Genomic DNA, 20,605 nt, shown 5'->3' with positions numbered 1-20,605 from the left:
AAGATTATAAATTATACATACCACCATCGGCAATAAGTTCTGATCCTAAAATGAACGATGAGTCATCCGAAGCAAAGAAAGCGATTGTTTTAGCAATTTCTTCGGCCTGTCCGAATCTGCCAACTGGTATCTGTTTCACCAGGCTTTCGCCCATTTGCTGTAAATCCTCGTCGCTTAAGCCCAATTTTTCCGAACTGTGCAATGGTGTGCCAACAGGACCGGGGCTAACAGCATTTACCCTTATTTTTCTTGATGTTAGTTCAGCAGAAAGATTTTTGGCCAAAGTTAACAAGGCGGCTTTACTTGCTGCGTAGACTGTTGCACCTGCCATTCCGATGTGTGCATTTATCGAAGTATTTAAAATAATTGATCCACCTTGATTAACTAGTGGCAGCAATTGCTGTAAACTAAAATAGGCGCCTTTAAAGTTGATGTTCATAATCTCATCAAACATCTCTTCAGTCATATGCGCTAACGTATTAAATTTTCCAATACCAGCATTAATCACTACAATATCTAAAGTTGGACTAATGGTTTTTACCTGATCGGCCAGTTTTGTAATTTCTTCCATATAAGCGCTGTCCGAAATAATTCCATATGCATTTTCGCCAAGTTGGGCAATCGCATCTTTTACCGATTGTTCATTTCTTCCGGTAATAATCACTTTGGCGCCCTGAGCTAAAAATTCTTGCGCTGTTGCAAAACCTATACCGCTGTTTCCGCCTGTAACGATTGCGGTTTTTCCTTCTAATTTTTTCATTATCTTTATGTTTTAATACATCAAAGAGACGGCTAATTACATTGCTCATCAAGTATGTACTTTTTGGTTCGGTACGCACTTTTTTGTACGATATGACCCCAGATTCTTTAAATCCCCGCATCAATTTTTTATATGACAAAAAAAAGACAAGCCGAGTATACCTGTTCGATGGAAGCGGCGCTAAATGTAATAGGAGGTAAATGGAAATTGACTATTTTGAACAGGCTTTTGTCTGGTCCGAAAAGGTATGGTGAACTTCATCGTAGTGTTGCAGGTATAACCGAAAAGATGCTCACACAGCAGTTAAGGGAGCTGGAAGAAGACCAGATCGTTGAGCGAAAAATCTATCCTGTTGTTCCACCCAAGGTAGAATACTCTTTTACCGAATCGGGAAAAAAGCTGACTGATGTTTTTAAGGCTTTAGAAATCTGGGGCAGTAACTTCCAATACCGCATCAATCCAACTCTGGGGAATGCAGATCATGATAAAAACTGTTATTCTTTCAAAGATGAATCGCAACTTACAGAACTTATTGAGCGCACCTAGTTTATTATAGCACTAATGTTCCCATAATTTAGATATTTGCAACTGCTAATAATTTAAATGATGAAGCCTTACCTGCAACTTTTCGATTTTTCTAAGAAAATAAATTATAAAACTGAAATTCTTGCGGGTTTAACGGTGGCCATGACGATGATCCCCGAATCGTTATCATTTGCTATTCTTGCAGGTTTTCCTCCTTTAACAGGTTTATACGCCGCCTTCATTATGGGATTGGTTACGGCTGTTTTAGGGGGCAGGCCAGGTTTGGTTTCGGGTGGGGCAGGTGCAACAGTGATTGTGCTCATTGCCTTAATGAAAACCCAAGGTATAGAATATGTTTTTGCGGCAGTTGCATTAGCAGGTGTAATCCAGATTGTAGTGGGACTGTTTAGGCTTGGGAAATTTGTCAGGCTGGTTCCGCAGCCCGTAATGTTTGGCTTTGTTAACGGTTTGGCGGTTATTATTTTCATGTCGCAGCTGGAACAGTTCAAAACCCTTGTTAACGGCAGAGTAGAATGGTTGAGCGGTACTCCTTTATATATCATGTTGGCTTTGGTATTACTCACCATTGCAATAGTGATCATTCTCCCTAAAATAACCAAAGCCATTCCATCATCATTGGTGGCTATTATTGTGGTTTTTCTTATCGTTTTATGTTTTGGAATTGATACCAAACTGGTTAAACATATTGCTTCAGTAAATGGTGGGTTCCCTCCATTTCATATTCCGAAAGTGCCGTTGAATCTGGATATGCTGAAGATCATTTTTCCTTATTCGCTCATTATGGCAGGTGTGGGTTTAACGGAGGGCCTGCTTACCTTGAATCTGGTTGATGAAATTACAGAAACCAAAGGCGATAGGAACAGAGAGAGTATTGCTCAAGGAATTGCCAATATTGCAAACGGCTTTTTTACGGGCATGGGCGGCTGCCCAATGATTGCCCAAACGTTGGTTAACCTTTCTGCAGGTGCAAGGGCAAGGTTATCGGGCATTATTGCTGCCTTAACTATATTGGTTATTATTTTGGTTGGCGCTCCGGTAATAGATCGTGTACCCATGGCGGCCTTGGTTGGTGTAATGATGATGGTAGCCATTGGCACTTTTGAATGGATGAGCTTTAAAGTGATAAATAAAATGCCTTCGCAGGATATTATCATCGGCATACTGGTGGCTGTAATTACAGTTTGGCTGCATAACCTGGCGCTTGCGGTGTTAATAGGTGTAATTATTTCGGCACTTGTTTTCGCCTGGGAAAGTTCTAAACGGATACGTGCCACTAAACATATCGATACCAGTGGTGTAAAAACCTACGAAATATTTGGCCCCTTGTTTTTTGGATCTATTGCCAATTTTAATGAGCTGTTTGATGTGGCTCATGATCCTCAGCATATCGTAATTGATTTTAAGCATAGCCGTGTTTTTGATATGTCGGGTATTGACGCGCTGAATAAACTAACCGAACGTTACCGTTCGGCTGATAAAAAACTCCAATTAAAGCACCTGAGTAACGACTGTAAGCGCTTGCTGAAAAATGCAGATCAGATTATAGCCGTAAACATTATAGAAGATCCTACTTATCGGGTGGCCACAGAAAAATAATCGATTTTAACCTTTCTGTTTTATGATATAAGGTACCACTATATCGAAGCTAATGTTATAATATATAATATGGTAAAGGGCTATCCTCATCCCTAAACAATTATTGTCGGTTTCATCTTTACTTCTTGATCTGTATTTTATGTTTTTACTAAAACGTTTAAGTACTTTAAGAAAATAGCAACATAAAATTGTTCGATTTATTGTTATTGCTGGCTAAAAATGTCCTTATAGACTGTTTTATAGGATGTTAATTTTTTAAGATATTCTGATAATATTTATTTTTTTACCTGTCTGACTGACAGTTATTTTAATAGAATTAAATATTATTGTGGTGTTTTATAAAAATTTCATAAAAATGACAATTTGTTATTAAAACGTTTTAGTATAGTATATATTTGAGTTAACCAAATGCTAAATTTTATGAGAACCCTTAACTATTACTACCGAAGTACCTGTCTCTTTAACCTAGGACATACTATGCCGTTTCCGAAAAAATAAGTTTTAGAAATCATTTTTTTACCAATTAAAAGATCCATTAACTATGCGATACTTATGGGCGTGCCTTGTCTTTTTTGCCGCGTTTACATTAAACGTTTTACCTGTTTTTTCGGCGGGCAAAAAAGTTTATAAAGGCCTAACAACCAATCTTTTTGTTCTGCAGGATACAACTAAAATTAAGTATGTGTCGCCAAAAGACTCTCTGAGGAAAGACAGTTTAGAACAAATTAAACTCAAAACAATTTACCGTAAATTGTCGGGAGGTGTACAGAAAGATGTTAAAGATCTTTCGCTGTTTCCCGCCATTTCCTTACAGCAAAACCTGAAAGGAAATTATGCGGGTTTGTACGTACAAGAACCATCAGGCGAACCCGGCGCTATCCAAAATATGATCATCAGGGGTGCTGCTACACCACTGCTTTCAAAGAAGGATGTATATGCCATACAGCCATTGGTGGTATTGGATGGAATCCCGTTAATCGGAGAGCATCCTTTTGCCTTCGATATTCAACAGTACGATTTTAACAGAATTGGTCCAGCTACTAATCTCCTTGCCGGAATTGATCTCAATAACATTGCATCTGTAGAGGTATTGAGCGATTTGGCAGGATCATCTATTTATGGCCCCAGAGGAGTAAATGGTGTTATCGTGTTAACCTCAAAAGCGGCTTCGGGCAATTCGAGGAGCATTAGCTTTAATTCATATATCGGTATGGTGCAAAAACCAACGGTTAATACCATTAATGGTAAATATGAAAATGAATTCAGGCAAAGGTTCTATGATATTTATACCACCAATGGCAGATATTCGGATGATGAAGAATATCCTGTTTATTTAAGCGATTCGCTTAATAATGTATATAGTGGTAAATCGAACTGGACTGATCTATACTATAAAAATGCACTGATATACGGCATAAATTTTGGCTTAACCGGAGGGTCGGACCGTGCGAATTTTAGATTTTCGTTAGGTAATGCCAAAAGCCAGAGTGTTGCCGATGGTACAGGCTTAGACCGCTACAGTGCCATGTTCAACATCAACATGCGCCCGGTTAAATGGTTGCTTTTCTCTGCCATGATTAACGGGAACAGGTTAAACCGCGACCGGAACAGAACACTTAGGGATCGGTTTGCGCAGATTAATTACTTTCCCGATCTGAGCGCTCCACCTGCGCCCAATAAAGATTATTATAGTACTTATTTAAATGAATACAAGAAAGGTTTTGATGATAATAAAACCAACCTGATCCAGGGTTATGCCAAATTGGTGGCTACACTGGGCAAGGTTAAATTATCATCGGCTTTTAATGTAGATTATAATGAAGGTTATCGCGATATATTTTATGCCAGAACCTTGTTGCAGGGCAATAGCTACGCCTCAAACTATTATGGTTTTAACCAGCGGTTAATGATTGATAATAAAGCAGCTTACGATTTCAAGCTTAATACCGCACATGATTTTCATGTAGAGCTAGGCCAATCGATGATGTGGGATATTTATAAGTATAACTATGCCTATGCGTATAAAGGTGCGAATGATTATATCAAAATTAACTTACTGAATTCTGATCCAAAATTGCCTAACGGCGGTGATAATCCGGATTATCTGACGCCAAGAGCATTTCCAAGAGAACTTACCTATCGCTTTTTAGATAAAACAGCGGATAACCTGTTATCATTTTATGGTAAAGTAAACTACTCGTATAATGATAAGTACTTCTTATCCGGAACATTGCGCTTAGATGGATCATCTAATGCACAACCTACAAAACGCTGGTTTTATTCTCCGGTAATTTCAGGTGCATGGAATGTTAAAAACGAATTATTAAAAGATATCAGATCAGTTGATGATTTAGTTTTAAGGGCAAGTGTTGGCCGTTTAGGCAGAACATTTACCTATGATAATTATGCCCAGGGGCCACAATATACTGCATCTGTTGGTTATACAGGCAATTTAACCGTGCCAGGATACAATGCTTTCGGTGTATTAACCAGGCCCTATTCTTTTGGTTGGGTGGGTTATGGCGTGCCATGGGCCTATTCAGATCAGCTAAATATGGGTGCTGATATAGCCATGTTAAAAAACCGCCTGCATGTTTCGGTCGATTTTTACATCAAGGCCGATAAAAACCAGTTGATCGGCATTCCATCGTACGCAGAATATGGCTACAAACAATCAATAGAAAGCGGAATGGATGTGAGCAATACTGGTGTCGATTTATCCATCCACGCATTGGTAATGGCTAAAAATAAATTCTTGTGGAATTCTTCATTAAATTTTAACCACAATAGCAATACCTTAAAAGCATTGCCACGAGGCTTAAATGAAATTATAATCGGAAACAGGTTATTAAGAGTGGGCGAACCGGTAGATCAATATTGGTTGTTGGAAAATGAAGGTATCTACACTTCTACTGCACAAGTTCCGGTAGTAAATGGTCAGCCGTTAAAATATAACGGACAGGCATTAAAGGCTGGAGATCCGAGATGGAAAGACCAAAACGGTGATCATGTAATCGACGAAAAAGACAAAGTACTAAAAGGGCACTCATTGCCAACACTTTCTGGTGGTTTTGATAACGCTTTTACCTATGGCAACTGGAGTTTGAGCACCAATTTATATTTCAATTTGGGCAGAAAGCTGATTAACCAGGAAATGGCCAGCCGCTTCGATTTTGTAAACCGCGAAGGTAATACTGATGTAAGCTCGGTGAAAGAAATTACTTTTTGGGAGAAACGTGGCGATTATAGCAAATACCCGCTATACAATCCATGGAGCACCGTTATTCCTTACCGTGTAGATCAGGACCTTTTCTTAGAAAACGCGTCGTTCTTGAAATTGAGATCGGTATCTGTAGGTTATGAACTTGGCAACCTGTTGAAAAAGAGAAATATAAAGATTAATAAATTCTTCGTTTACGGCGCAGTAAGCAATGTATTTGTCATCACGCCGTACACCGGGCAAGATCCAGAGCTGGTAAGCTATGATGGCGTAGATACCGGCTACGGACAACCGATACCAAGAACATACACTTTAGGAGTTAAAATGGAATTATAATATGGAAATAGCTACTAAAAATACATCAATTACGATGAAAAATATATTATACGCATTTCTGCTTGCTGTGGTGGCTTTAGCCAGCTGCAATAAAGCACTGGAAACCGACTCGAGCAGGGTGGTGGGCGAAAAAAATATGTGGAATACGGTAGAGGATGCCCGTGCCGGAATTTTGGGGGTTTATGCCTTAACCAGAGCTGCACTTTCTGATAACAACAGCCACTGGATTTATGGTGATGTAAGACCGGGCGAGTTTACGAGCCCGAAAAGACAGGATTTAAAAGCGGTTATCAGCAACAACTTAAATGCATCTTATCCTGTGGTAGAGTCACTTTCTGATTGGACCAGGTTTTATGCTATTGTTAATGGTGCTAATGTTTTTCTGGAAAATATTGCACACGTTAAAGCAACCGATAAACGCTATTCAGATAATAACATGACAGTAGATATTGCCCAGGCCAGGTTTTTAAGGGCTTTTGCTTATTTCTACATGGTGCGCATCTGGGGTGATGTTCCTTTTATTATCTCGTCAAATGAAGGTGCTTTTGAGAATAAAGCCAGAGAAAAACAAGCTAAGGTTTTAGCCTGGGTAGAATCGGAAATATTAAGGGCTGCGGCCGATCTGCCATATATTTACAGCGGAAACGATATTCAGCAACCAGGCGACTATTATAACGAAGGCGGCGGAAGGTGGGGGGGGGCTTTGGCCACTAAAGTTACCGCTTATGCGGTGCTATCGCACGTTGCTGCCTGGAATGCAGATTATGCTAACGTTGCCAAATACACCAAATTTGTTGAAGATAATTATGGCAGAAGTGGCGGTGGTTTTACTTCTACTACCGATTTAAGCAATTCAAACGGTTTCTTCTACAATAAAAATAACCGACAGATGTTTGGCTTTAATTCAGATTATGGTCATATTGATGGTTCATCAACCGGGCATATTGAAGAGTTAACCCTTGCAGAGCCCATCATTACCAAGTCTGTTCCTGATATCTATCTGCCAAAAGATTCGATCCTAAAATATTTCAATTTAGCGAAAGATGAAAGATTCTCTATCGATACATTGGGTCAATCGAAATTCGACAGGTATTTCACCAATTTAAATGGTAAATATCCAATTTTCAGTAAAATCAAGGTTATTCAAGGTGGCGGTACAGATCCAAACTTCAGGTATTTTACCAGCGCGTTAATTTTTACCCGTTTAGAAGATATCGTATTGTTAAGGGCCGAAGCACTATCTGTCTTGGGCGATCAACAGGGTGCTACAGATGAGTTGAAGCAAGTAATGAGCAGACGCTTACCCACTGATACTGAAATAAAATTCGATTTCAGTAAAGATGATATTATCAAAATGATATTCGAAGAAAGGCACCGCGAATTATTGGGAGAAGGACATAGGTGGTACGACTTAATCAGATACAATAAAATTAAGCAGAACGATGCCAGGTTTATGAACCTCATCAATTCCGGAGGGATCTATTGGCCAATATCACGAAAGCTGATCTCTCAAAACAGTTTATTAACTCAGAATCCTTACTGGCGCTAAATAATATTGATATGAAAAATTTTATAAAATATATTGGTGTGCTAACAATACTCTTGTTATTCACTATCATTTATTCGGCTTGTAAAAAAAATGGAGGCTATTACGATGTAGAAGATAGCGCGGTACCCTATAATGGAAACATTTACGAATACTTAAAAAGTAAGCCAGGGGTTTACGACTCGTTAATTGTGGCAGTTGATAGAATGGGTTTGAAGAAAACCCTGACCGATAGTAATGTAACGCTTTTTGCGGTTACCAACCCTAGTTTTCAGCTGGCCTTAAGAAACTTAAACACTTTAAGAAAACAATCAGATAAAGACCCCTTGTTTTTATCGAATATTGATGGAATACAGTTAGACACTATGGTTTCTTACTACATCATCAGAGGCGTAAAACCGTCTGATTCTTTAAAACTGCAGGATGGACTTAATTTAACCAGTGTTAAAGTAGCCTATCCCATGCATGCTAAATCGGTGCGGGGCTCTGCCTCAGGCGAGGTAGGTGCCGGTCCGGAAGTGATTCAGTTTAGCAATACCAAAAAGAGCAAATTTATCAGAAATTGGTCTACAAGTACAACCGCATCAAACAATATCAAAACCAAAAATGGTATTGTGCACGTCATCAGTCCCGATCATATTTTCGGTTTCGATGGCTTTGTTACCCGCTTAACTTTTATTCCTCCTCCGCCAAATTTAATGGTTACAGTGGGTGGTACTTTCTCTGCCAACAGAGAAAATGGCGGCGGGCCAACCAGTGGAGAAAACTCTAAAAAAGTTATCGATGGCGACGACCACACCAAGTTTTTATGCGATTTGCAAGGCTTTTTAACCATGCAGTTTAAACTGAAAACGCCAGAAGTATCGTCGGTTTATACCTTAACCTCGGCAAACGATGCGGTAGAAAGAGATCCGAAAGCCTGGACTTACGAAGGCTCACAGGATGGTATTAACTGGACCGAGCTGCACCGGGTAACTAATTTCTTTTTTGAAGAAAGGTATCAGCAAAAAGTTTTTAGATGTACCAATACCACAGCGTACCTCTATTACCGCGTAAATATTACCGAGCTCAGAAGCGGGGGTACCTTCCAGCTTGCAGAATGGACTATAAACAAATCGAAATAGGGTGATGGGACATAGAAAAAATAAAATAACGAAACTTATGAAGTCAATCGTAAAAATAGAAATGGTTGTGGTTCTGTTTGCATTGATCGCTTTTAGCGGATGCAAAAAACTGTACAACCTGCCAGAAGAAAAAGATTACCTGAGTAATAATGTAAACTTTAGCAATAAAGTATTTGAGCCGATTATCGGCAGAACTAACCTAATGGGTGGTTTTAATGGCGATAACTCTACACAGCCGATAACTTTCGAAATTGTGAATGCACGTTTTGGGGATGGTAAACCGGTTACCGATATTTTTCAGAAAGTGCCTACTTACGTGTTTACTGCTCCATATACAGGCTTAGAAAAAAGTCTGTCAGAAATAGAGGCTAAAAGAAAAATAGAGCTACATTCATTATTTGAAGTACGTTCGTCGGGAGAGTTTATACTGTGGGGGTCGTCTACCAACCAATTAATCAAACCTAGGCCGACCGACAGTACAAACTTCTCTCAGGATACCCGTTTTTTTGATGTAAAGATCAAAAATACCGGTGGTGAACGTTTGATCAGAGACCTGCAGATCAGACCTTTTAGAGAAAGACCTTATGAGCCTTCTAACGACTTTAATGCTTATACCGGTTTGCCTGCTCCCGATCCTAAATTTCCTTTAGATAAAAAGCTGAGGGATTATATCCGCCCATACTTAAACAACGTAATTGGCGCTACAAGCAACAAAAACCTGATCAGTAACAACGATCAAAAAGATGTAGTGGTATATATCCGTCCGTTTACAGGCGGCAATGGTCATTCACTCCGTATTAAAGCATTAAATAAAGATTCGGTTGAAATTAATCCATCGTCCTTTAACGAAACCGTTTGGGACAAAATGATACATGGTTTTAACATGCAGAAAACGGATAAATATGTTCAGTATGATGTAGCCTATCCGATTCCATTGGTAGAAATCCCAACATTTTACGCACCTGGAGGTTCAAGAGCCAAAGCACAGTTGAGTTATTCGAGAGGCGCTTTCGGTGGGGGGCGTATCATTGCCAATTTCGGGGTGGATTTTGCCATTTATCAGGCTGGAGATTGGGAAATTGTATTCCACTTCAAAACAGACAATCCAAAGTTTATCAACGAATAAGCAACATTTAAAGCTAATATTATGAAAAGAAATATACTTTTTTATACATTACTTGTAGTGTGTATAATGCTTGGCACCGGTGCTTTTTCGCAAGAGAAATTTAACCTTGTGAATGGTACCGTTGTTGATAAAGAAACAAAACAAGGCGTTCCGGGTGTATCTATTATTTTAGAAAGCACCAATAAAGGTTTAACCCAAACCAACGGTAGCGGAAAATTTTCGGTTAATGTACCGGTGGGCGCTACCTTAATATTTAAGTTTCTAGGTTACAACACACAACGTGTAAAAATTACCAATCAAAACAATATAACTGTAACCATTACTGAAGATAATAAAGAGCTTGATCAAGTGGTTATTGTGGCCTACCAAAGCAGATCTAAGCAAACCACAACCGGATCTTCTGTATTAATTCAGGCTAAAGAAGTTCAGGATATACCGGTTTCTAACGTCGAACAGCTTTTACAAGGTAAAGTACCCGGATTAAATATTCAGAACAACACCGGTGCCCCGGGTTTTAGAGGCTCGGTGCAGGTTCGTGGATTGTCGAGTTTAAGTATCTCGGGCAGTGGTAACGAATCATTTCTACAGCCAACCTCGCCTTTATATATTATTGATGGTGTTCCATTGGATGCAGATAAAGCGGCAGAGTTTGGTTTTCAGAGCCAAGGTCCTGGTGTGAGTCCGCTTTCATTAATCCCACAGGAAGATATTGAGAACATCCAGATTTTAAAAGATGCGCAAGCTACCTCTATGTACGGTTCAAGAGGTGCATATGGTGTAATTATCATCACAACAAAAAGAGGTAACTCTAAAGTTCCAAGAATTAGGTATGTAACCAATTTCTTTGTTAAAACCCCACCAAAACTCCGCGAAACTTTGGGAGGTAATTCAGAGAGATCGTTAAAAATCCAACAGATTATCTTAAATGCACAAAATGTTGATGATATCAGAAGAATTTCCAACACTTCATTTCTTGCCGACAGTTTAAATGCGTATTGGAACAACTCAACCGATTGGCAGGACGTGTTTTATCAGAATACTTACAATCAAAGTCATAACCTCGCTTTAGATGGTGGCGATCCTAAGTTTAACTATAAGGCGAACCTGGGTTACTACACAGAAAAAGGAGTAATCAAGAATACTGGCTATAACCGTTACAATTTAAACATGAACATGGAATTTAAACCAAACGATAAATTTAGGTTTTTTGGTTTCATTAATGGTTCAGTAGGAAAGCAGAATAAGGGTAATGGTGTAGGCCTTTTACAATCGGGTGTGGCCGCAAACGGGCAGGTATCTACCTTACTGCCACCACCATCATTCTATCAGGCATCAGGTGGGGTTTTATCGGCATTGCAAACTTTAAACGATAACAACTCAAGAAACCTGAGAACCAATATTGAAGCACGTTATGAGTTTATTCCAGGTTTGGCCGCATCATCTACTTTGAGTTACGATTATACATCAGATACAGAATCGACCTTTACACCAGCAGCAGCAAATGGACAGTTTGCCAAAGTGTATGATTATGTAGGAAGAAATTTCCAGTTGTATAATAGAAATGGTATTACCTATGCCAAAAGCTTTGGCGAAAAACATAATCTTTTTGTAAACACCTTTAATGAAATTTATAAACAGGGTGCACAAGCTAGCATTACCCGCCAGGAAAGAACACCAAACGATCAGTTACAGGGCCCAATAGGTTACGATGCATACTACTCACGTGGCGGGGGAGTATTGTCCAATTATAAAAATGCAACCATTGCTTCATTTGCAGGTTCGGTATCATATGATTATGATAAGAAATACGTAGCAGAATTTTCTTACCGTTTGGATGGTACATCATCAAGCGGTCTGGAAAATCCATATTCTAAAAACCCTTCTATCGGTTTAAGGTGGAACTTTAATAAAGAGAACTGGCTGGCCGACATGAAATGGTTAACGTATGGTAGTTTAAGGTTAACATGGGGCCAAAATATTGTGCCTACAGGTAACCTACAGAGTATTTATGGCGTTTTTAACTTAAACGGTAACTTTAATAACAACCCAACAATCGGTATCGATTATGACATTGTTCCAAACCCTAACTTAAAACCAACTACAACTAGCCAGTATAATTTAGGTTTTGATCTGGGTTTATTTAACGATAAAATCTCTGTAAACTTTGATACCTATTTTAAAAAGGTTGATAATTTGCTTTTTGATAGGTTTTTATCCAATACCACCGGATTTAATAAGCTGGCGAGTAACGATTTAGGTATTGCCAATTATGGATCTGAAATAATGATCACCGTAAGACCTGTGGTTAGTAAAGATTTTGACCTTACGGTTTCGGTAAACGGTGCACTTAACCGCGATGTGCTGTTAAAACTTCCGGCTGAGTACAATGGTCAATACATTAAATTTGATGGCTCTGGTTACTTACAACATAACGTTTATCGTGTTGGCAGAAATACATTGTCAAACTATTTAAGGATAAACCAGGGCGTTTACAGAACAGATGCAGATGTACCTACCGATCCTGTTACTGGTAAAAGATATCAATCTAACGGGGCATTTTTCTTTGGTGGAGATCCGATTATGAAAGATGTAAACGGCGATTATATTTTAGATGGCCGTGATTATGAAGTAACAGGTAACTCACAACCGTTAATGACTGGTGGATTATCTACCAATATCAGGTATAAAAAATGGGGTTTAAATGTTTATGCCACTTACACGGCCGACAGAACCATCCTGAACAATGCGTTGGCCGATAGGATAGCCATTATGCGCGATCCATATTCACTCACATCGGTGGTTCCGTTAAACGATCTTAATATCTGGAAAAAACCAGGTGATGTGGCAAAATACCCATATCCCTATGATTATAAGAGATTTGGTCAGATTCAACCTTTGAGGGCCGATCAAACACTTTGGCAAGAAAGCGGAACCTATTTAAAAGTGAGTAACGTAACCCTTTCTTACATGTTCGATAAAAAGTTTATCTCACGTTTTGGAATGAGCAGTTTAAGAATTTACGCCTCTACAGATAACCTGATTACTTTTTCTAAGTACACCGGGCCGAACCCTGAAAACGTAACCACATTGGGCCGCGATATTTCTACAGGATACCCTGTACCACGTACTTATAATATTGGCGTACAGTTAGAACTTAATACAGGCAATTAATAGATATTATTATGAAAAAGTTTATCATTTATTCTTTGATTTTAGCAGCAACATTTTCATTGCCTGCTTGTAAAAAGTTTCTGGATATTCAACCTTTAGATAAGTTATCAGGAAATAACTTCTTTAAATCTAAAGAAGATGTAGAAGCTAATATTTACGATTTATCACGTATTGTGTTCGGTAAATTTAACGAAACACATTTTATAGGTGCAACGGGCGAATACCGCTCTGGCGAGGTACTTTACGAAAGTCAGTCTGATTTAGCACCAGCCCGCGAGTTTGTCGAGATTTTAGGTAAAAACAACCTGTTAGGTTTACTGTCGGGCAATCGCCCATGGGATTTTTACAATTTCAATAGAATTACCGATTGGACCGATTATTACCGTGCCATACAAGGTGCCAACATTTTAATGGCGAAGCTAGACGAAGGTGTACCCGGGCTTACCGATGTGCAGAAAAACCAGTATAAAGCCGAAGCTGCATTTATCCGTGCGTTAAGCTATTTTGTTATGGTAAGGTTATATGGCGATGTAGTGTATTATACCGATGCATTCCATTCAACAGCTTTGCCACGCGAAAACTTTGTTTCCGTATTAAACAAATGTATAGCTGATCTTAAAACCTATAAAAATCAGATCCCATGGACTTATACCGATCCATCCTTAAAAGGAGTTAGGGCCAGCCGTGGAAGCATTATTGCCTTAATTATGGAAATGAACATGTGGAATGCCGGTTTTGATGCAAATAATTCGAAGAAATATTACCAGGAAACTGCTGATTTAGGGCGCGAAATGATTGCCAGTGGTGCATACCGGTTATTGCCAATTACAGAATGGGCTACTGTAATTAAAGGAAGATCAGACGAGAGCTTATTCGAATTTTACCGCAGTATAAACTATGGTGATCAAAATACCAATACGGCACCAGTGGCTGATATGTTTTTGCATTACCCATATAAAAGGCCAGAATATACCCACCGTGTAAGTTTTGCTTATTTCAGGGGTGAGTACATGCAAAAACTTTTTCAGGATGGTAGCGATAAGAGAATTACCAGTTGGTTTAACGAAGATATTTTTGCCGATAACGGAAAATTTATGATGTTAAAATTTGCACAGAATTCTTTCTCTACAGGCGAAGAAGATGCCAATCCTGATAATACGTTTATGATTTTTAGGTATGGTGGCGAAATTTTACTGGCCGCAGAAGCACTTGCCGATTTAGGAGAAGATGCCGAAGCAATTAAGCTGGTAAATATGGTGAGAGATAGGGCACAAGCATCAAGATATGCTGGTGGCGGAGGCTCTACCCTGAAGGATTTTATTTTTTACGAAAGATCCAGAGAATTAATAGGCGAAGGACACCATTATTTCGATTTGGTGCGCACCAAGAGGATTTTAAGCAGCCAATGGTCGTACAATGTACTTACTTCAGATAAATTTAGCCGTGGCGCATGGACCTGGCCAATAAGTGGTAATGCCTTAAATAACAATCCGTTTATGCGGTTAAACGATTATTGGGTTAATGGTGGTAATTAATTTTAAATAGAAATTATACAAGATATGAAAAAGCTAATTATTGCATGTGCGGCACTTTTACTTGTTTTAAATGCCTGTAAGCGTGATGAGTACTATATAGATGGAGGTAAGGTAAAGGCAGAGTATGATGGGAATATGATGCAGTACCTACAAGCCAAAAAGGTTCCTTTTGACACCGTTGCGCAAATTGTAAAACTGGCCGGTATGGAGCAACAGTTCAGTTCAGAGAATTTCACCTTTTTTGCTTTTGATGATGATGTGGTGCGGAAAACGATCGGCAATATTCACACCAACGAAAAAGATAGAAACCCAAAATTCGAATCCTTAAATCAATTACTTTATGAAGCGGGAAGAGATACGGTAAAAACCCTCGATCAGATCAGTCCGGCCATTTGGCGGAAATACCTGCAACGTTATATGTTTAAAAGTGTAAACATGTTAAAAGATTATCCGCAGATCGATCTTAACCTCAGAAGTATTTATCCCGGCGCCCTTCACTACGATTATAACAACGATGTAGCCAATATTGGGGTCGTTTTTTACGATGCCAACGGAATTAAATATATCGGTTACAGGCAGCTTGTGCTCTCTTATATCCCCGATGTATCAAAACCGAACGATAACTGGTACCCAAGTTATGTCGCATCATCTGATATTAAGCCAACCAACGGAATGGTGCACTCGTTAAGGTACCAGGGTGCATACCTGGGGTTCAATTTATATGAGTTTTTTAATGATGTATATAACACTGGTTTAACACCAAGTAATAAATAATTAGCCTGTTATAATTTTAAAGAATAGAATCATGAAAAAAATAAAATACATGCTAATCGTGTTTTTTCTATGCTCCTTAGTTATACAGGGATGTAAGAAGGAAGAAGAATTAGGCGAAGACCCATATGCAGACGGTAAAGCACCACTAGGCATAACCATCAGCCAAACTTTACCACCTGTTCCATCAGAAGGGATTGTAGGTACTACTGTAACCGTACAGGCCAAAGGCTTAATGCCCTTTAAAGATAAGTTAACCTTTTTGTTTAACGGCGAAAAAGCAGAAGTGCTTAGCGTTACCGAATCTACTATTGTAGTTAAGGTGCCCGAAGCCGGAAGTACAGGAATCACCTCTATTGCTATTGGCGATCAGCTGATTTTAGGTCCGCAGTTTATTGTGTCGGGCCTGATCAAAAACGATATCACTTTTAAGGCAACAGCCGGAACAAATGGCTACGTAAGTCAGTTCTACGAAATGATTGATGGAAGGGCACTTGTACTCGGCGGTTTTAACAATTACAATAATAATGGATTCATTACACCGAATAATAGAATTGTAAGAACTTCTTTAGATGGCGATTACGACCGTACTTTTAGAACGGGTAGAGGCGCAAATGGCTCACTATCGAGAGTGATTGAAATTGGCGGGCGTTTTATCATCGCCGGTGGATTTAGCGGCTACAACCAGCGTACAGAAAATATCAGCAATATAACCAGTTTATATCCTAATGGCGCTATTGATACCATTAAAATCCAAACCAAGCGGAAGCCAACTTTAACCGATACGGTTACCCAAAAATGGTTTCCTAAATTTAATGGCGGTACCAACGAATACATTAACCGCATTTATCCACACCAGGGTAAAATACTAGCAACTGGTAATTTTAGGTATTACGTAAAAAGAACTTACGATAAAGACAATTACGATTTTACCAGAGATACTGTAATTCTGGATAGTACCGAAATCCGCCAGATTTTAAGGTTCAATTTAGATGGTTCTTTAGATAAAACCTATCGTTTTAATACTGCAACCAATAAAGGTAATGTAAGTGCAAATGGGCCTATTGATACCTATATGCATACCGATGCGGCGAACCTCGAAAAATTAATGGTATTTGGGAACTTCAGCACCTTCGATGACCAGCCTGCGGTACGTATTTTAAGGTTAAATGCCGATGGCACTAAAGATCCAAGTTTTAACCCGGGCAGTGGGGTAGATAATGGAATAACATCACTTACCTACAATGCCACTACCAGAAAATACCTGATTACAGGAGCATTTACAAAATACAACGGTAAACCTGTATACGGGATGGCATTAATTAATGAAGATGGCAGCCTGGATGAATCTTTTACAGCTAAATTCTTTGAGGGCGGTTATCCTTATTTTGCACGCCAGCTTTCGAATGGGTTGATTGTAGTGAGCGGTGGCTTTAAAAAGTACAATAACGTAACCAGAAACGGTTTTATGGTACTTACTCCAGCAGGACTGCTAGCTCCCGGCTATAATGCAACCGGACCTTTTTCGGGCGGCCTTTCTGATGTGATTGAGACAAAATCTGCAGACGGTAAAAAAGCACTGTTATTGATCGGAGGTTTCAACCGCTTTGATAACCAGCCTTTCTATAACATCGTTAGGGTAACTATCGAATAATAATAACCAGAAGCCAATTAAATATAAATTAAGATGAGCATGACGAAAAAATATAAATTACTGCTGGGTTTAATGGCCACCGTAATTACAACAGCCATATTTTCCTGCAATAAGGATTTCGATAGAAAACTTACAGATAAAGACGGTACCGATACCACAAAAGTAAGATACGGAAGCCGTAAGATCTTATACCTGGTGGTTGATGGTGCAAGAGGGCAATCGGTAGCGGCAGCTAATATTCCAAATATTACGGCCCTTTTACCACATTCAGTTTATAGTTGGGTGAGCTTAAATGAACCCGAAGCTACACAGAATGCCAGTAACTGGGCAAGCATGTTAACTGGCGTAAAAAAGGCAAAACACCTTGTAAATGATGATAACCTGACCAATAACAACCTGCAGAATTACCCTGTAATATTTAAAAGGATTAAAGAGAGCAGGCCACAGACCAAAATTGTGGCACATACCTCGTCTACAGTTTTTAAATCGCTAACAACAGGTGCAGATATTAGCACACTGGTAAGCAGCGATGATCTGGTTAAAGCTGCGGTAATTAACGATTTAAATACCGATACTGCCTCCGTAATTTTAGGCCACTTTACCGATGTAGATAAAGCCGGCGCACAATATGGTTACGATAATTCATTCCCGAACTATAAATCGGCAATAGAAAAATTCGATACTGGCGTAGGTGAGATTATGGCTGCATTAAAGAAACGCCCTAATTATATTAACGAAGATTGGCTGGTTATTATCGCTTCGAGTGATGGTGGTGCATTTACCCTCCCGCCCAATACCGATGATCAAACCATTTTTAGTAAACCGGCAAACAATGCTTTTGTTATTTACTATAGTGCTGCTTATAATAAACGGATCCTGGTAAAGCCTTTTACAGGTAACAGGTATTTAGGTAAAACCGTTAAAATGACTGGTACCCAAATAAGGGCTGAAGTGGCTGGCGAAGATGCAGGCGTTTACAACATAGACGATACCACTAAAATGACTATCGAGCTTAAAGTTAAAAAGAACCAGGAAAAGCTTTTTTATCCAAGTGTTTTAGGTAAGCGGAACGAATGGTCAAGCGGTCACCCTAGTGTAGGCTGGGTTATTTATTTAGAAGACCGTTACTGGTATTTTGAATGGAGAGGTACAAAAGATGGCGATTACCGCCAATGCAGGGGCGGCGATATTGTTCAGGGTAGATGGGAAAACCTTTCGGTTAAATTAGAACAACGCGGTAACCAAAGGTTTATCAGAACTTATACCAACGGAAAATTTAACAGCGAGTTAGAAATCACGGGGTCTGGTTCTTTAGCCAATTCTAATGCACTGAAACTGGGTTATTTAAATGGTCAGGGGCATGGAGAACCAGATTATTACGTAACCGATATCCGTTTCTTTAAACTAGCCGTACCAGATGGTGTAATTGAAGACTATTCTTGCGAAACATCCATCGATCAGAGCCACCCATCTTACAACTTTTTAGTGGGTTACTGGCCAGCTACCGATGGAAATGGCGATAAGATGATCGATCTTTCTTCACAGGCCCGCGATTTTAAATTACAGGGGCCATACGTTTGGGAAAATTTCAACGATTTAATCTGTCCGCCTTCAACCAGTTCCTTGGCGCTCCTTGTTCCGCAAACAACTGATATACCGGCGCAAATGGTTAACTGGTTAAAAATTGCCAATAACCAGCAGTGGGCGCTTGATGGCAGGGTTTGGTTAGACCAATAAACAAGAATATTGATAATTTAAATATCGAAAATGAAAAAAATTATATACACAGTATTAATGGGCTTAACAATCATGATTGTTGCCTATTCTTGTAAAGAATCTCAAATAGACGATTTGGATCTACCACCTTCGGCAAGCAGAAGTATTACTGGCGAAGGCATTGTTGTGGGAAATGTATCAATAGATAATCAGTTTGTTAAAGTTCCTTTCAAAATTTCGCTCTCGGGGGCAGCTGAAGAAGCTTTTCAGGTAGGATTAACCCTAAATAACGATACGGTAGCGCAATTAATTAATAATGGTGGTTTAACCAATGCTATACTCATGCCCTCAGCTGCTGTAGAGTATCCTAACGTAATTAATGTTGCTTATGGAACAGACAATGCAGAAGGAATAGCCATCGTTCGCCGGTCGGTATTGGAACGTTATTTTGGTAAGAAGGTGGTTTTTGCCTTAAAACTTTCAGCGCCTGGTAAAGGCAATAAAATTGCCAATGGCAAATCAAATATCCTGGTCATTATCAATACCGAAGAATTGTTAAAATCTACCGACATCCATTTTTTAAGTTTTCAGGGCGGAGGCATCTATAGCGTAACTCAGGGGTCTACTTACCAGGTAGGGCCTGCTGGGGTTACCATTCCATTGATTATCAGCCTGGATAATGCTCCTTCTACAGCCTTCAACGTAAAAATTAAGGATAATATAGATACCATTGCAACTTTATTGTCGGCAGGAACGCTCACTAATGCGATCCATCTCGCTGCAAAAGATTTTACCATCGATACCTTGGTCAGGTTTAATACTGGCGCGACCAGTGCTACAGTAAGGTTATCGATTCCATGGCCGGTGTTCGATGCAAATATTGTGGCCAACAAAAAATTTGCCTTTGCCTTAAGCCTGAGCGATAATACCAATCACGTTATCCATCCTACTAAAGGAAAAGTAATCGTAGTGATTGATCCCAATGTAAACTTAGATAACAACTCTCCAATTATTGGAAAAGGAACAGGTTTAATTGCCAAATATTATACCAATACGCAATTGTCGCCAGACGACGGCCGTGAGCCTTTTGCAACCCGTGTAGATGGTACGATCGAATTCTCGGGCGATGGTTGGCCAGATAATGTAAAAAATACCGCTGGTACTTCTTTGAGCAGAGATAATTTCGCTACCAAATGGGTTGGAGAATTTTTGGCGCCAGTGAGGGGTGATTACATTTTCTATCAAACCCGTTGGGATGATGGATCAAGACTATTTATTAATGGAAAAGCCATTATAGATGATTATACCACACAGTGGGATAAACCAGAGCGAAAAGCAACCATTCGTTTAGAACGCGGTATCCGATATAAAATTGAAGCACATCACCGTGAAAATGTTGGTGGACAGCAGGCCTATCTCGAATATGAAGTTCCATCGGCAGGTATAACAGGTAAACGTGCCGTACCAAGAACACAATTATTTCCAACTCCTTAAACATGAATAG

The 20,605-nt window shown here is 39.3% G+C and carries 13 protein-coding genes; 12 read left to right on the top strand and 1 reads right to left on the bottom strand.

Translation table 11 applies throughout. The features are described 5' to 3' along the window. Nucleotides 1–4: 4 nt before the first annotated feature. Entirely contained in the window at nt 5–760 is a 756-nt protein-coding gene (locus tag LQ227_RS06215) for an SDR family oxidoreductase (RefSeq protein WP_230148721.1), read from the bottom strand. Between the two features lie 132 nt (nt 761–892). On the opposite strand from LQ227_RS06215, the gene LQ227_RS06210 reads away from it, so the two are divergent. The 12 genes from LQ227_RS06210 (at nt 893) to LQ227_RS06155 (ending at nt 20,595) form a co-directional block, all read left to right on the top strand. Beyond that, on the top strand, nt 893–1,306 hold the full coding sequence (locus LQ227_RS06210) for a helix-turn-helix domain-containing protein (RefSeq protein WP_230148719.1): 414 nt from the start codon (nt 893–895) through the stop codon (nt 1,304–1,306). Between the two features lie 60 nt (nt 1,307–1,366). After that, nucleotides 1,367–2,902: a SulP family inorganic anion transporter gene (locus LQ227_RS06205; RefSeq protein ID WP_230149235.1), complete on the top strand. Its 1,536-nt coding sequence runs from the start codon at nt 1,367–1,369 to the stop codon at nt 2,900–2,902. Between the two features lie 682 nt (nt 2,903–3,584). After that, complete coding sequence (locus tag LQ227_RS06200; RefSeq protein ID WP_230148717.1) at nt 3,585–6,458, top strand: SusC/RagA family TonB-linked outer membrane protein; 2,874 nt, start codon at nt 3,585–3,587, stop codon at nt 6,456–6,458. A gap of 34 nt (nt 6,459–6,492) precedes the next feature. Continuing rightward, nucleotides 6,493–8,007, top strand: coding sequence for a RagB/SusD family nutrient uptake outer membrane protein (locus LQ227_RS06195; protein ID WP_230145798.1), 1,515 nt, complete (start codon nt 6,493–6,495; stop codon nt 8,005–8,007). Between the two features lie 11 nt (nt 8,008–8,018). Next, nucleotides 8,019–9,128: a fasciclin domain-containing protein gene (locus LQ227_RS06190; protein ID WP_230148715.1), complete on the top strand. Its 1,110-nt coding sequence runs from the start codon at nt 8,019–8,021 to the stop codon at nt 9,126–9,128. A gap of 37 nt (nt 9,129–9,165) precedes the next feature. Continuing rightward, complete coding sequence (locus tag LQ227_RS06185; protein WP_230148713.1) at nt 9,166–10,254, top strand: DUF5007 domain-containing protein; 1,089 nt, start codon at nt 9,166–9,168, stop codon at nt 10,252–10,254. Nucleotides 10,255–10,275: 21 nt separating this feature from the next. Further along, nucleotides 10,276–13,425, top strand: a complete 3,150-nt coding sequence (locus LQ227_RS06180) for a SusC/RagA family TonB-linked outer membrane protein (protein ID WP_230148711.1) — start codon at nt 10,276–10,278, stop codon at nt 13,423–13,425. 11 nt (nt 13,426–13,436) lie between these two features. Next, nucleotides 13,437–14,960 (top strand): RagB/SusD family nutrient uptake outer membrane protein, encoded by a 1,524-nt coding sequence (locus LQ227_RS06175; protein ID WP_230145802.1) that lies wholly within the window; start codon nt 13,437–13,439, stop codon nt 14,958–14,960. Between the two features lie 24 nt (nt 14,961–14,984). Next, a complete protein-coding gene (locus tag LQ227_RS06170) occupies nt 14,985–15,734 on the top strand; it encodes a hypothetical protein (RefSeq protein WP_230148709.1) in 750 nt (249 codons plus the stop codon). Nucleotides 15,735–15,765: 31 nt separating this feature from the next. Then, on the top strand, nt 15,766–17,385 hold the full coding sequence (locus tag LQ227_RS06165) for a DUF5008 domain-containing protein (protein WP_230145804.1): 1,620 nt from the start codon (nt 15,766–15,768) through the stop codon (nt 17,383–17,385). Nucleotides 17,386–17,424: 39 nt separating this feature from the next. Next, nucleotides 17,425–19,122: an alkaline phosphatase family protein gene (locus LQ227_RS06160; protein ID WP_230148707.1), complete on the top strand. Its 1,698-nt coding sequence runs from the start codon at nt 17,425–17,427 to the stop codon at nt 19,120–19,122. Between the two features lie 30 nt (nt 19,123–19,152). Further along, the gene (locus LQ227_RS06155; RefSeq protein ID WP_230148705.1) at nt 19,153–20,595 is read left to right on the top strand and encodes a PA14 domain-containing protein; all 1,443 of its coding nucleotides are present in this window, start codon (nt 19,153–19,155) and stop codon (nt 20,593–20,595) included. Nucleotides 20,596–20,605 lie beyond the last annotated feature (10 nt).

It is taken from the genome of Pedobacter sp. Bi27, assembly GCF_918698255.1.
In the GTDB taxonomy this organism is placed as follows: Bacteria; Bacteroidota; Bacteroidia; order Sphingobacteriales; family Sphingobacteriaceae; genus Pedobacter.
The sequence above is the reverse complement of the archived record's forward strand: the minus strand, read 5'-3'. Positions and strand labels throughout refer to the sequence as shown.